This is a genomic window from Streptomyces sp. CC53 (genome assembly GCF_001865245.1).
Classification (GTDB): domain Bacteria; phylum Actinomycetota; class Actinomycetes; order Streptomycetales; family Streptomycetaceae; genus Streptomyces.
The window spans coordinates 1-13,380 of sequence record NZ_MKXB01000041.1 but is presented as its reverse complement, the minus strand read 5'-3'; the positions used below and the strand labels follow the sequence as shown (position 1 = coordinate 13,380).

Genomic DNA, 13,380 nt, shown 5'->3' with positions numbered 1-13,380 from the left:
CCCCCGGCGCCCGCGCGGCTCGCGCGGACCGCTCCCACCGGACCACCGGTGCCCGCGCAGTGCCCCTGCGCCCCCCGCCGCGCCACCGCTTCGCGGCCCTTCCCCCTCCACCTCGGCATGACGGCCCGGACCGGCCGAAGAAGACCGCGCGCCCGCGCGGCGCGCTCCTGAAGCCCGCCCCCGCGCCCCCGCCGGGCGCCCCGCCGCCCGGCTCTTCCCCCCCACCGGTCCCGTGCTCCGAGGAACCCACCGTGCTCCGTGCTCTCAAGGATCCTGCCGTGCTGCGGCAGGATCTCCTCGCTTCCCTCGTCGTCTTCCTCGTCGCCGTCCCGCTGTGCATCGGCGTGGCGGTGGCCTCCGGGGTGCCCGCCGAACTGGGCCTGGTCACCGGCATCGTCGGCGGCCTGCTCGTCGGCGCCCTGCCGGGCAGCCGGCTCCAGGTCAGCGGCCCCGCGGCCGGCCTGACCGTGCTGGTGTACGACGCCGTCACCGCCTTCGGCACCGCCATGCTCGGTGCGATCGTCCTCGCGGCCGGGCTCCTGCAGGTCGTCATGGGCGCCCTGCAGCTCGGCCGCTGGTTCCGGGCCATCTCGGTGGCCGTCGTGCAGGGCATGCTCGCCGGCATCGGCCTGGTCATCGTCCTCGGCCAGCTCTACGCGCTGGCCGACGCCACCGCCCCGTCCGGCGGCGTGCAGAAGATAGCCGGCCTCCCCGGGCTCACCGGGGACGTGGTCACCGCCGCCGTCTCCCCCCCGCCTTCGCCGTGGGCGCCGGCACCGTCGCCGTCCTCGTGCTGTGGCCGCGCCTCCCGGGACGCGTGCCCCGGGCCGTGCCGGGCGCGCTCGCCGCGGTCGGCCTCGCCACCGCCGTGACGTGGTGCGCCGGGCTGCCGGTGGCCAAGGTGGAGGTGCAGGGCCTGCTCGGCGCGGTGCGCCCGCCGGGCACCGAGGAGTTCGCCGGGCTGCTGGCCCCGGCCGTGCTCGGCACCGTCCTGGCGTTCGCGCTGATCGCGTCCGCCGAGAGCCTGTTCAGCGCGGCCGCGGTGGACCGGATGCACAGCGGCCCGCGCACGCACTACGACAAGGAGCTGGTCGCCCAGGGCGTCGGCAACACGGTGTGCGGCGCGCTCGGCGCGCTGCCCATGACGGCGGTCATCGTCCGCAGCGCCGCCAACGTGCAGGCCGGCGCCCGCACCGCCCTGTCCCGGGTGCTGCACGGGTTGTGGCTGCTGCTGTTCGCGGCGCTGCTCCCCGCCGTGATCGGCGCGGTACCACTGGCCGCGCTGGCGGGTGTGCTGGTGCACGCCGGGTGCAAGCTGGTGCCCGTACGCGAGTGGGGGCCGCTGTGGCGGGACCACCGGGGCGAGGCGGTCGTCCTCGCCGTGACGGCGGTGGCCGTGGTGTCCACGAACCTGTTCGAGGGCGTCCTGCTGGGACTGCTGGTGGCCGTGGTGAAGACGGCGTGGGACACCTCGCACGTCCACATCGACGTGCGTGAGGGCACGGGCGCGCCCCTGGCCACCGGCGTACGCGCGGAGGACGGCGCACGACGGGGCACCGACGGCCCCGCGGGCGGCGGCGCGCGCCCGGACGCCGACGGCCGCGAGGAGGACGGCGTGCGCCCGGACGCCGACGCACTGCGGCTGTCAGGCCGGCGTGGGCACGCCGGCGCGGGCCGGGGCACCGGTGCACGGGCGGACACCGGACCGCGGACGCGCCCTGACGGGCGGGACCCCGTCGCGCGGCGGGCCACGGTCGTGCCGCGGCAGTCGGGTCCGCACGAGGACGCCGAGGAGCCCGGGGGCGCGGCGAGCGTCGGCGGGCCGCTGGTCGTCACCGTGGTCGGCAACGCCACGTTCCTGCGCCTGCCCCGCCTCATGGAGGCGCTGGAGGCGCTGCCGCAGGACCGGCTGATCGAGCTGGACCTGTCGGGCCTGCGCCACCTCGACCATGCCTGCCGCCACGCACTGGAGAGCTGGGCGGCCCAGCACAACGACGCCGGGGCGGGCGCGGTCCGCATCGGCGGCCTGGGCGTCCGGGCGCACGCGACCGAGTAGCGCCCGTCCGGCCCCGCCCTCCCCCGCCGCCACTCGGACGGCTGATTGTGAATCAATTCACGCGGCCCTCTGGTTCCTTGAACCGTTTCGTGCTGAGATGCGTCCGGACTCACACAGCTCGATGGCGCGCTAGGGGAGGGCAACGTGGCGCATCCCGCCATGTCTGGATCCGGAACGACCCGAGGTGACGATCCGCTCCGGACCGCGGTATGGCGGCTGCGTTCGCGCGGTTGTTGGACCGACGCGGCCGCGCTCCTCGCCCCCACCGCGGACCGGCCGCCCGTCGCCGTCGAGCGGGCCGCCCTGCTGATCGAGCGGTGCCTCTACGCCGAGGGCGGCTGGGCCGAGGCCGAAGACGCGCTGCGCGCTGCCGAGGCGGTCGCGCAGGGCGACGAGGAGCGGGGCGCAGCGGCCTGCGAGCGCGGCTACCTGGCGTACGCGGCCACGCTCCACGGGGTGCGGGACCGGGCGGACGAGGCGCGAGCGGCGCTGGGCCGGGCCGCGGCCCTGCTGGGTCCCTCGTCGCCGGGGCGGCCGCTGCTGGACTTCCGGCGCGGACTGCTCGCGCAGTACCTGGCGGACGCCCCGCAGGCGGCCCGGGCCGCGTACCGCAGGGCCCACGCGGGGGCCACGGCCCAGGACGACGCGCTGCTGCTGTCGTTCACCTGGCGGCACCTGGCCGCGCTGGCGCTGGGGGACGGCGAGATGGCGGAGGCCCGGCACGGCTTCGCCGAGTCCCTGCGGATCCGCGAGGAGCTCGGCTACCTGGTGGGCACCGCGCCTGCGCTCGCCGCGCTGGCCGACACCGAGCCGGAGCCGGAGGCGACCCGGCTGAGGACGGAGGCCCGCCGCCTCTTCCGCCTCCTCGGCGGCGTCCCGACGTGGCTCGCCACCCAGCTCAGCCCACGGCCGGCGGCCTGAGGACACCACCGGGCGGCAGTGGCGTGGCGGCCCCGGTGGAGCGACGATGAGCGGGGAGGACGAGCATGCGCACAGCCGGCAGACCGGACCGCGAGGTCCCCGCTCCGCAGAGCGCGTGGGACGAGGTGCTGCCGGGGCTGTGGATGGGCGGCCATGTCTGGGCGGACGGTTTCGGCCATCTGCGGCCGGCGGTCGTGGACCGGGAGTTCGGCCTCGTCGTCAGCCTTCACACACAGCCGGGACACGGGCCGCCTCCGGACGTGCGACACGAGGTGCGGGAGATCCCGGACGGCCCGCTGTCCCCCGCCGAGATCGACGCGGTGCACGACGCCGCCGCGCTGACCGCCGCGGCCGTGCGGGCCGGCCGGCGCACCCTCGTGCGCTGCTTCGCCGGGTACAACCGCTCCGGCCTGGTCACCGCACGCGCCGTGTGCGAGCTCACCGGCGTGAGCGCGCCGCGGGCCGTCGAGCTGGTGCGGCGCCGCCGCTCGCCGTGGGCGCTGCACAACGACCGGTTCGTGGGATACCTGGAGACGGGCCTGGAGGTGGCGTACCTGCTGGAAGGGCTGAGCTCGGCGTAGACCGCCCGTTTCGGTCGGCAGGGGCGGGGCACACGTCCGGCGTCCCGTCCAGGGCGTCCACGATGCCGGAGGTGAGACCCGTGCCCGGTCGTGAGGAACTGCCGTCGACGCTGGAACGGTCCTCGAAGAAGGCCCAGCGCACCTGGATCAAGGCGCATGACTCCGCCGTCGAGCAGTACGGCGAGGGCGAGCGGGCGCACCGGGTGGCGTACAGCGCGCTGAAGCACTCGTACGAGAAGGTCGGCGACCGCTGGCAGGCCAAGGAGAAGAGCAGGAAGGGGCCGTCCGACCCGCGGGCCGCGACGCCGCGCGGCGAGCCGGCCCGCAGCGGCGAAGGGGTCGACGAGAACGCCACGAAGGAGCACCTCTACGCCGTGGCCAGGCGCCTGGGGATCGATGGGCGCTCCCAGATGTCGAAGGCCGAGCTGGCGGAGGCGCTCCGCAAGGAGAACCGGTCCCGGACGCGGGCGGCCCGGGAGAAGTAGCCTTCGGCTCGGCCGCAGGGGCCCACGTTCCCGCCCGTTGGCGCGGCTGCCGGTGGCCTGCGCGAAGGGCCGGCGCCCGGCCGGTCACCGATCCGCCGACGGTAGGGGGCTGCGCTCCGTCGGTTCGCGGAGCACGGACACCGCGCGCCGCGACCGCGCCCCCGTCTTCACGGCCTGCGGGTGCGGCTTCTCGTGCTCTGCGGCCCCGTGGGGGCGCGCACCACGGCGTCGGCTGCCCCCGCCACGGCCGGTTCTCCGGTGCCGCGCGCGCCACGCGGGCGGCTGCCCCCGCCCATGCCGGTCCTGAGGTCCCGGGCGGGTACCCGAGCGGGCTGCCGCGCCGCCGGGCACGTCGCGCTCACCGGGTGCGCAGGGTGACCAGAGTGTCCGGGGTGGCGACGGTGAGGACGGCGTCCCCGTGCGCGCCCCGCGCGCGCTCGCTCCCTCCCCCGCTTCCCCGGGGCCCGCGCCTCCCGTGCACGGCCACCGCGCGGACCGGCGGGCCGGGGCGGAACGGGCGGATCCCGCCGTCGGCGCCGTGCAGCTCCACGAGCCCGTCCGTCCAGGCGACGGCGAACCCTCCCGGAGCGGCGTGCAGCGCGACGACCGGGTGCGGGCGCCGCGCCACCGGCGCCGACGCGCCCCGCAGTCGCACGGTGCCGTCGACCCCGCCGCTGTAGACGCGGGAGCCGCACGCGGCCAGGGCCGTCACGCGGCCGGAGTGCGGCGCGCTCTGGTGCACGCCGCCGAGGCTGAAGGCGTGCACGGAGCCCATGCGGTCACCGGTGACGATCGTCGGACCCGAGGTGTCGTCGGCCGTGGCGGCCAGGGCAGAGGCCGGGTGCGTGGCCAGGGTGGCCGTCACGGCCGGAACCAGCCGGGAGACGGGGCCGTACGCGGTGTGGAGGAGTCGGCCGCGCTCGTCGAGGCGCAGTTCGGTGCCGTCGGGCAGGTAGGCGAGGGCCTTGGTCCGCGGGTCCTCCGACACGGCCGGCCGACCGTCCCGGGTCGCCAGCGCGCCGACCCGGGCCCGCCGCGTCCGCACCACCTCCCACGGCGTGCCGGCGGACAGCCCGCCGAGGACCGGTTCCAGCCGAGGGTCGGCGTCCTCGGGCAGGGCGGCCAGCAGGACGAGTGCGCGCCCCCCAGCGGTCTGGCCCGGCCGTACGAGGGCCTGCCCGGAGCGCAGCCACGCGGTGCGCAGGCCGCCGTGGTGGCCGGGCGACGCCTCGTAGGCCCGGGTGACCCCCAGCGGATCGGCCGCGCAGACCGCCTCCGGATCGGACAGGTCGGGGTCCGGCGTGGTGCCGGGTGGCGCCGCGGGGTGGAGGGTGACGTCGAGGCGGCCGAGCGCCCGCAGGTCACGGGCGAGCGCGGCGGTGGCGGGATCGTCACCCGGCAGGACGACGCGGGCGGCGCGGCGGGGCGAGGACAGCACGGCCGTCAGCAGCTCGGCGGGGGTGCCGGCGGCCACACCGAGCTGGTTGGCGGCCGTCCACACCGTGGCACGCACGTGTCCTCCTCCGGCTCAGTCCGAGGCGCCCGTGAAGTGCTCCCTGACCAGCGACTCGACGACATCGAGGTCACCGGCTTCCAGGGCGTCGAGCAGCGCTCCGTGTTCGGCGGCGTCGGCGAGGAGGTCGGCGGGCCGGGTGACGGGTGGGCTGACCAGGGGCCACTGGGAGCGGCGGTGCAGGTCGTCGGCGACGGCGACCAGCTGTGCGTTGCCCGCGAGGCCCAGCAGGGCGCGGTGGAAGGCGCGGTCCGCCTCCCCGTACTCGGCGAGGCCGCCACGGGCCGCGGCGGCCGCGGCGGCCTCGGCGAGCGGGCGCAGCTCGGCCCAGCGGGCGGCCGGCACGGTGCGGGCGAGCCGCAGCATGACGGGGACCTCCAGCAGGGCGCGCACCTCGGCCAGCTCGGCGAGCTCCCGCCGGGTGCGCTCGACGACGCGGAACCCGCGGTTCGGTACGACCTCGACGGCGCCTTCCAGGGCCAGCTGCATCATGGCCTCCCGCACGGGGGTGGCGGACACGCCGAGCCGGGTGCCGAGGGCGGGCGCGGAGTACACCTCGCCCGGCACGAGGTCGCCGCCGACGAGGGCGTCGCGCAGGGCCCGCAGCACCTGGCCGCGCACGGAGTGCCGCTGCACCGGGGCCCGGGACGGGCGGGGGCCCGGGATGCCGGGCGTTGAGGCCGCACCCCCGGGGCCGGGGGCCCGGCCTTCGAGCCCGGCACCCGCCGGTGCCGCGTCCCCCGGCACCGGGACGCCGCCCGGCGCCCTGCCGGACGCCGCGCCCTCGGCCGTGCGGACCGCCCCCGGGTAGGGGCGTGCGGACAGGGCGGGTGCCGCGCCCGCGCCGGACCCCGGACCGACCGTCGCGGGCACCGCGCCGGTGCCGGAGGTTGCGCGCCCAGCCGTCGCGGTGGAGGCGCTCGCGGCGAAGCCCGGGCCTCCGGGCAGCGGAGCCACACCCTGCGCGAAGCCGTCCCCAGCCGGCCGAGCCACTCCTTCCGCAGCGAAGCCAAGGCCCCCAGCCGTCGGCGCCGCCGGACCGTTGCCGGTGCCGGAGGCAGCGCTCCCGGCCGGCGTGGACGCCTCGTCGTCGGTACCGGAGACGGCGCTGACGGCCGTCGTGGACGCGGCCCGCGCTCCTGCGCCCCGGGCCTCGCGCCTCCACGTGGCGGCGCGAGGGCCTGAGCCCGGGCGCCCGGGCTCGGGAGCGGTGCCGTCGGCCCGGGAGGACGCGCCCCCGGGCCTGGGCGCCGCGTCGCCGGGGATGCGGACCGGGGCGGTCTCCCGCACCGCGGCCTCGCGTCCGCTGCCCTGCTCCACTCGGGTCCTCCTGCTGCTGGCGTACCGGCCCGGCTCGCGGTGGAGGGGGCCCGTGTGCACGATAGGCGCAGAGGGGCGCCGCCCACACATCGATCAGATCGGGTAAGGTAAGGCTTACCTGAAAACGATCGTGAATCGGTGGTCCCTGCATGTCCGTCACCGCACTGCTGCCCGCCCCCTTCACGTCGCCCGTCGCCGCCTCGTACGCCCGGCTCTCGGCGGCCTTCCCCGGGCTGCGCGTACAGGAACTCTCGCGGGACGAGGAGATCCCGGGCGGCAGCGGTTGGGTCCGCGCGGACGAACTCGCGGCGGGCGGTCCCGCACTGGACGCCTTCCTCTCCTGGGACAGCGCGCAGGTGCTGCGGGACTACGGGCGGCAGGCCCGCCCCGACGTGGTCGCCAGCTTCGGCCTGCACCGGTACGCCTGGCCTGCCTGCCTGCTGGTGACGGTGCCCTGGTTCCTGCACCGGCGGGTACCGCGGGTTCCCGTCGACGGGGTCGCCTTCCAGCGCGCCCTGGGCCGGATGGCCGTGCGCGTGCGGGAGTTCGCGTGCCTCCCCGGCGACCCCGCCGCCGCCCTGCCCGGCGCCCGGGTCGTGCCGGACGAGGAGTCGCTGCGCGCCGAGGTGCGGGCCGCGGTGGCCGAACACCTCGGGCCGGTCATCGAAGGGTTCCGGCCCCGGATGCGGCGGGGCAGCAGGGCCCTGTGGGGCATGGCGACGGACGAGATCGTCGAGGGCCTCTGGTACGTCGCCGGCCTGCTCGACGAGGAGCCGCGGGCCATGACCGAACTCGAACTGCTGCTGCCGGGCACGGCGAAGCCGTACGTCGGCACGGCGGGGTTCCGGGAGCTCACGGCACCCGACGGGCGCACCCTGGCGACCCGCGACCGGGCCAGCTGCTGCCTCTTCTACACGCTGCGCCCCGAGGACACCTGTGTGACCTGCCCGAGGACGTGCGACGCCGACCGGGTACGCAAACTCACCGCCGCCGGCTGACCCCGCACCCGCAGACACAGGGCGCCTGCGCACCACGGCCACGCCACCCTCACGAGTGGGTTCACTCGAACAGAACTGCGCACTAACGACAGTCAGTTCGACCAGATCGCCCCGATTCGTAGGCCCTGCCGCCCCAATGGCGTTCTCTTACCTCGAAACCCCGTGACGCACTGCGCGAGTCGGCCAAGATGGCGCACCGAACGCTTCACTGCGATGCGAGGGACACCGCATGAGACTGACCGACATATCGCTGGACTGGCTGCTCCCCGGCGGTGTGATGCTCGCGGGGGCCGTGGCGGCGGTGGTGGTGCTCGCGCGCGGCAAACGCGCCGCTGACAAGGCCGCGGCCGAGGACTCCTGGGAACGCAGCGAGGAACGACGCCGCCGCAAGGAAGCCGTCTACGGCATCGCCTCCTACCTGCTCCTCTTCTGCTGCGCGGCCGTCGCCGCCGCCCTGTCGTTCCACGGCCTGGTCGGCTTCGGCCGGCAGAACCTCAACCTGTCCGGCGGCTGGGAGTACCTGGTGCCCTTCGGCCTGGACGGCGCCGCCATGTTCTGCTCCGTCCTCGCCGTCCGCGAGGCCAGCCACGGGGACGCGGCGCTCGGCTCCCGGCTCCTGGTGTGGCTGTTCGCCGGAGCGGCCGCCTGGTTCAACTGGGTGCACGCACCGCGCGGCATCGGGCACGACGGCGCTCCGCAGTTCTTCGCCGGCATGTCCCTCTCGGCCGCCGTGCTGTTCGACAGGGCGCTGAAGCAGACCCGCCGGGCGGCGCTGCGCGAGCAGGGTCTCGTACCGCGGCCGCTGCCGCAGATCCGCATCGTGCGGTGGCTGCGGGCACCCCGGGAAACCTTCGCGGCCTGGTCACTGATGCTCCTGGAGGGCGTGCGGACGCTGGACGAGGCCGTGGAGGAGGTCCGCGAGGACAAGCGGGAGAAGCAGCAGCTGCGGCGGCAACGGCGCGAGCAGCAGAAGCTGGACCGGGCCAGGCTCCGGGCCTTCAACCGCCAGCACCGCGCCTGGAACCTCGGGCGGGGCGGCCGGCAGGTGGACGTGCAGAACCTGAACTCCGCGACGGGCTCCGCCTCGGCCGCCGTCGCGGAGCCCGCCATACCAGAGCAGGGACAACTGCCGCACCGCTCCCGGCCCTCCCTGCAGGCCGTGAAGGGACCTGAGCCCCGCACGGTCGACCTCACCGCGGAGGACGACACCCAGGCCATTCCCCGACTCGACTCTCTGGAGGAGAAACTGAAGAGTCTGGAGCAGCAGTTCGGCTGAACTCGGCCGCACGACCGCTCGACGGGTCCGTCCCCCTCCGGGAGGGCGGGCCCTTCGGTGTCCCCTCAGGCCGGGGGCTTCACGTCCGACAGCTCGAACCAGACCACCTTGCCGACGCCCTGGGTGTGCACGCCCCACGCGTCGGCCAGTGCCTGCACCAGCAGCAGCCCCCTGCCGTGGGTGCCGTCATCGGGCACCGGCACGTAAGGGTCGGGCAGTTCGGGGACGAAGTCCCGCACCTCCACCCGCAGGGCTCGGGGACCCAGCGTCGCCGTCACCACCGCCCCGTGCCCGGTGTGGAGCAGGGCGTTGGTCACCAGCTCGCTGACGAGCAGCTCCGCCACGTCCGCGGTGTCGACCGGTATGCGGCGGCGGACTAATTCCCGCAGCGCGCGCCGCACCCCGGCGACGGCCGTCAGGTCGCCCGCCCGCACGTGCCGGCGGAGGCGCATCGCCCCCGTCATCCGGTCCACGCCCCGGTCACGCCCGTCCGCCCTGGGTCCGACCGCCTCTGCCTGACGCCCACTCATAGCCCCCACCACGTCACTGGACCTTTCCCTCGAACAGGCTCACGGGATCCATGCCCTTGCCTCACCCGGGTCACGCCTGCGAACCACCGACGAGCAGGCGCACGGAGGGGAGCAGTGGGGCACGGCAGGGTGTCAAGGTGGCGGACCCCGGTCGCGGGTCCGCGCGGCACCCGGTCGGACCGGCGCGGGACCTTTCGTCGCCGCAGGTCGCGAGCGGTGCGCCGGGCCGCGGGCAGGCCCGTGCGCGCCGTGCGCGGGGTCACGCCTCCCAGACGCCCGCTGCCGTGCGGTCGTCGGCGTACCCCTTCACGCGCAGCTGCGTGTCGGCGAGGAACGCGGCCAGACCGGGCGGTTCCCCGGGCCCGGTGGGGGCCCAGCGGGTGGCCAGCTCCGCCGCGAGTGCGGGCTCGCAGCGCAGCGGCTCCGCCAGGCCGGTGCTGGCAAGCAGCAGAGCGTCGCCCGGCCGCGCGATGGAGGCGCGGAAGCGGAACGGCACGGCGGGCGGCGGTAGGGGACCCTCGATGTAGGGGGCGCCGGGGTGGGGGGTGACACCGAGCCTCATGGTGCGCCCGTCGGTCTCCGACACGGGCACGTCCTGCGGCGGGGCCGTGCCGCTCCCGGTGGCGGCCGCGTCCGCCGCGGCGGCGTTCCCCGGGGCGGCCGCGCCGGTGCCGGGCGGCGGCGAACCGTACCCGACGACGGGTGCCCCCGTCACGGCGCCGGGTTCCGGCGCGGGCGGCTCCAGATCCTGCCAGGCGCCGCCGCGCAGCCGGAACAGTCCTCCGGAGCCGACGCCGAAGAAGATCCGGTTGCGGCAGGCGGCGTCGGCGGGCAGCAGGAGGCAGCGCAGGTCCGCGGTGTACGCGTCGTAGGGGAAGCCGAGTTCGGCGGCGCGGGCGCGCAGCCGGCCGTAGGCGCGGTCGGTGAGGCGGTGCAGCCCGGACTTGAGGTCCTCGCGGCGGCCGGCGCGGATGTCGTCGGCGAGGCGGGCGTGGCTGCGGCCGACGGCCTCGCCGATCCACCGGCAGGCGTCCCGGGCCGCGACGTGGGCACCGTCGACGCCGCGGGCACCGGTGGCGACGGCGACCAGCACCAGGGCGCCGTCGCCGGTACCGAACCGGGCTGCCAGCAAGGCGTCGCGCCGGGACTCTCCCCGGTACCGCGCGGAGTCCCCGCGCACGGACGCGGCCCGCAGGGTGAAGGAGCCGTAGCGGGCGCCCTCCAGGACGGTGTCCGGTACGGCCTCGTCCAGTTCGTGCGGCCACGCCTGCGGCAGCGCCGTCGGTTCCGCGTCGTAGGTGGGCGGCCCGTCGCCGACGTACGGCACGGGGCGCGGAGGGACGGCGGCGGGCGCGGGACGGCGGGCGGCCCCGCTCTCGGGACGGGGGACCTTGGCGAAGCGCATGCGGGGCAGGGTGCGGCCACCGGTCTGCCGCTGCGGCGCGGGGTCGGGACCGGGGGCGCGGTCGGGAGGCGCGGGGGCGGCGGCGCCCGGGTCCGTGCCCGAGCGGAGGTCAGGTCCTGGGCGCGAGCCGGACGCGGGCCCCGCGGTGCGGTTCGCGGAGTCCGCCGCGGCTGCGCTCCCGGGCCCCGTGCGAGCCCCGGACCCGGCACGGCTCCCGGGGCCCTCGCGCGGGCGGGTTTCGGGTCCCGTACCGGAGCCGCCCTCGGACTCCGTACGGGAGGGGGTGCCGCCGACCGCGCCTGAGCCGGTGTCAGGGCCCCTGCGGGAGCGGGTGTCGGAGCCCGTGCCGCCTTCGTCCCACGGGTCCGCAGGGCGGTCGGGTCCGGGCGGGGCGGCCGGCGGAGGTCCGGCGTCGGGGCCGAAGGGGGCGCGGGGGTCGTGTCGGGGGGCCCGGCCGCCGGGGGCTGCCGCGGGGTCTTCGGCGGCGGCCGGGGACGGCGCCTCGTCCGGCCGCGCACCGGGCACGGGGGGCCGGGACCCCGGCGTGCCGGATCCGGGGGCGGGGGCGTGCGGCGGGGTCGGCTCCACGGCCGGCGGGAGGGACCCGCCCGGGAAGGTGCGCGGGCCCGGAAGGGGCGCGGCCTCCCAGGGGGACGGCGGCCGGTAGGACGGCGGGGACTGGCCCGGGGCGAAGGTGTCGGCGGCGGAGTCGAATCGGTCGTCGAGGGTGTCGCCCGTCACGGTCGGGGCCGTGTCCGAGGCGGTGTCGTCGTACAGCTTGTCCCACCAGTCGTCGGCGCCGGCGGTGTGCCTGTCCCCCTGTGGACTCATGTCCTGCATTGTCCCCCGCGGGAGGTGCCGGCACCGGGGCTTCCCGAAAAAGTGGTCATCGTGCAAGGGCCCGCCGGGCGCCCTCCCCCTGTGGAGGGTTCCGTCCCGCCCGGCGGGCCCGCGTGGCCTGCGCTGGTCGCGCGCGGAGTCGCGCGGCGCGACACCCCGGGGCGCGGGCCACGGTCGGGGAGCGGCCCGCCGTCGTGCTCCGCCGGAACGGGTCCGGTGGCTGTCGGGGCGACCGTGGCGCCACTCTGGCAGAGGGGCCGGTGGTGTGGGGATGATGGGCGCGGCGGGTTTGCGCCGTGGCCGTTTTCCGCCACGGCGGCGCCCGGGGCATCGACGGGAAGGGCGGTACGACGTGTTGGGGGCGATAGGGCTCGACGAGCGCGGGGAGGCGGCGTACCGGGCGCTGGTGGTGCTGGGCGGGGCGGGGGTCGCGGACCTCGCGCACCGGTTGGGCCTGCCCGAGCCGGAGACGGAGCGCACACTCGTGCGCTTGGAGGCCCACGGTCTCGCGGCCCGCTCGTCGTACCGGCAGGGGCGGTGGGTGGCGGCGCCGCCCGGCGTGGCCCTGGGGGCGCTGCTCACCCAGCAGCGGCACGAACTGGAGCAGGCCGAGCTGGCGGCCGCGCTGCTGGCGAAGGAGTACCGGGCGGAGGCGGCGGAGCCCGAAGTGCACGACCTGGTGGAGGTGGTGACCGGGGGCAGCGCGGTGGCGCACCGCTTCCTGCAGCTCCAGTTGGGCGCCGCGGAGGAGGTGTGCGCCCTCGTGACGGGGCGGCCCGCCGTGGTGACGGGCGCGGAGAACGACGCTGAGGAACGGGCCGCCGCGCGGGGGGTGGCGTATCGGGTGGTGGTCGAGCGGGAGGTGCTGGAGCTGCCCGGTGGGGTCGCCGAGTCCGGGGCGGCGCTGGGTCGCGGCGAACGGGTGCGGGTGGTGGACCGGGTCCCGACGAAGCTCGTCGTGGCGGACCGGTCCATGGCGATGGTCCCGCTCACGGGGCGGGGCGTGGAGCCCGCGGCCCTGGTGGTGCACGCCAGTGGACTGCTGGAGTCGCTGATGGGCCTGTTCGAGGCGGTGTGGCGGGAGGCGGTACCGCTGCGGCTCGGCTGCGGGGAGCAGGACGTGGCGGGCGCGGCGGGTCCCGACGCGACGGACCTGCAGATCCTGTCGCTGCTGCTGGCGGGCATGACGGACGCCAGCGTGGCGAAGCAGCTGGAGCTCGGGTTGCGGACGGTGCAGCGGCGGGTGAAGGGGCTGATGGAGCTGACGGGCGTGACGACGCGGCTGCAACTGGGCTGGCAGGCGTACGAGCGGGGCTGGGTCACCCGCTGACCGGGGCGGGCCCGGAGGCACCGGGACCCCAAGCGGCGCAAAGCGAAGGGACGCGGGGCCGAGGGGCGGGGCAGCCCGGCGCCCCGCCCCGGCCCGCGGGGACCGGCCGAGGCCCGGGCCCCGTG

General features: G+C 77.0%; 12 protein-coding genes. 8 read left to right on the top strand and 4 right to left on the bottom strand.

Annotated elements, in window-relative coordinates; genetic code table 11:
* The first annotated feature begins 251 nt into the window (after positions 1-251).
* The 5 genes from BJP40_RS35205 to BJP40_RS03920 all read left to right on the top strand — a co-directional run bounded on the left by BJP40_RS35205 (position 252) and on the right by BJP40_RS03920 (position 4,043).
* On the top strand, positions 252-872 hold the full coding sequence (locus BJP40_RS35205; RefSeq protein ID WP_256220627.1) for a SulP family inorganic anion transporter: 621 nt from the start codon (positions 252-254) through the stop codon (positions 870-872).
* A complete protein-coding gene (locus BJP40_RS35200; RefSeq protein WP_226962378.1) occupies positions 764-2,056 on the top strand; it encodes a SulP family inorganic anion transporter in 1,293 nt (430 codons plus the stop codon). The genes BJP40_RS35205 and BJP40_RS35200 overlap by 109 nt, the downstream gene beginning before the upstream one ends.
* A 159-nt stretch (positions 2,057-2,215) precedes the next feature.
* A complete protein-coding gene (locus BJP40_RS03930; RefSeq protein WP_177204296.1) occupies positions 2,216-2,977 on the top strand; it encodes a hypothetical protein in 762 nt (253 codons plus the stop codon).
* A gap of 65 nt (positions 2,978-3,042) precedes the next feature.
* Positions 3,043-3,558, top strand: coding sequence for a dual specificity protein phosphatase family protein (locus tag BJP40_RS03925; protein ID WP_071278619.1), 516 nt, complete (start codon positions 3,043-3,045; stop codon positions 3,556-3,558).
* Positions 3,559-3,638: 80 nt separating this feature from the next.
* Entirely contained in the window at positions 3,639-4,043 is a 405-nt protein-coding gene (locus BJP40_RS03920) for a ChaB family protein (protein ID WP_071278618.1), read from the top strand.
* Positions 4,044-4,401: 358 nt separating this feature from the next.
* Here the strand turns inward: BJP40_RS03920 and BJP40_RS03915 are convergent, their stop codons facing one another.
* Positions 4,402-5,556 (bottom strand): hypothetical protein, encoded by a 1,155-nt coding sequence (locus BJP40_RS03915; protein ID WP_071278617.1) that lies wholly within the window; start codon positions 5,554-5,556, stop codon positions 4,402-4,404.
* Positions 5,557-5,571: 15 nt separating this feature from the next.
* Positions 5,572-6,381, bottom strand: coding sequence for a GntR family transcriptional regulator (locus tag BJP40_RS03910; RefSeq protein WP_371258594.1), 810 nt, complete (start codon positions 6,379-6,381; stop codon positions 5,572-5,574).
* A gap of 644 nt (positions 6,382-7,025) precedes the next feature.
* Here BJP40_RS03910 and BJP40_RS03905 point away from each other — a divergent pair.
* The gene (locus BJP40_RS03905; protein ID WP_071268138.1) at positions 7,026-7,874 is read left to right on the top strand and encodes a (2Fe-2S)-binding protein; all 849 of its coding nucleotides are present in this window, start codon (positions 7,026-7,028) and stop codon (positions 7,872-7,874) included.
* Between the two features lie 229 nt (positions 7,875-8,103).
* Positions 8,104-9,150, top strand: a complete 1,047-nt coding sequence (locus tag BJP40_RS03900; RefSeq protein WP_071268140.1) for a DUF2637 domain-containing protein — start codon at positions 8,104-8,106, stop codon at positions 9,148-9,150.
* Between the two features lie 65 nt (positions 9,151-9,215).
* Here BJP40_RS03900 and BJP40_RS03895 read toward each other — a convergent pair whose 3' ends face one another.
* Together BJP40_RS03895 and BJP40_RS03890 are read right to left on the bottom strand one after the other, a co-directional pair.
* Positions 9,216-9,680 carry an ATP-binding protein gene (locus BJP40_RS03895; RefSeq protein WP_107407960.1) on the bottom strand — a complete coding sequence of 155 codons (465 nt, stop codon included), beginning with the start codon at positions 9,678-9,680 and terminating at the stop codon, positions 9,216-9,218.
* A gap of 259 nt (positions 9,681-9,939) precedes the next feature.
* A complete protein-coding gene (locus BJP40_RS03890; RefSeq protein WP_071278630.1) occupies positions 9,940-11,916 on the bottom strand; it encodes a protein phosphatase 2C domain-containing protein in 1,977 nt (658 codons plus the stop codon).
* Between the two features lie 361 nt (positions 11,917-12,277).
* On the opposite strand from BJP40_RS03890, the gene BJP40_RS03885 reads away from it, so the two are divergent.
* Complete coding sequence (locus BJP40_RS03885) at positions 12,278-13,255, top strand: helix-turn-helix domain-containing protein (protein WP_071278616.1); 978 nt, start codon at positions 12,278-12,280, stop codon at positions 13,253-13,255.
* Positions 13,256-13,380 lie beyond the last annotated feature (125 nt).

Bases quoted from the DNA above. Each gene is read 5' to 3' on its own strand.
- BJP40_RS03890 (WP_071278630.1), bottom strand. From the start codon at position 11,916: ATGAGTCCACAGGGGGACAGGCACACCGCCGGCGCCGACGACTGGTGG.
- BJP40_RS03905 (WP_071268138.1), top strand. From the start codon at position 7,026: ATGTCCGTCACCGCACTGCTGCCCGCCCCCTTCACGTCGCCCGTCGCC.
- BJP40_RS03895 (WP_107407960.1), bottom strand. From the start codon at position 9,680: ATGAGTGGGCGTCAGGCAGAGGCGGTCGGACCCAGGGCGGACGGGCGT.
- BJP40_RS03930 (WP_177204296.1), top strand. From the start codon at position 2,216: ATGTCTGGATCCGGAACGACCCGAGGTGACGATCCGCTCCGGACCGCG.
- BJP40_RS03925 (WP_071278619.1), top strand. From the start codon at position 3,043: ATGCGCACAGCCGGCAGACCGGACCGCGAGGTCCCCGCTCCGCAGAGC.
- BJP40_RS03900 (WP_071268140.1), top strand. From the start codon at position 8,104: ATGAGACTGACCGACATATCGCTGGACTGGCTGCTCCCCGGCGGTGTG.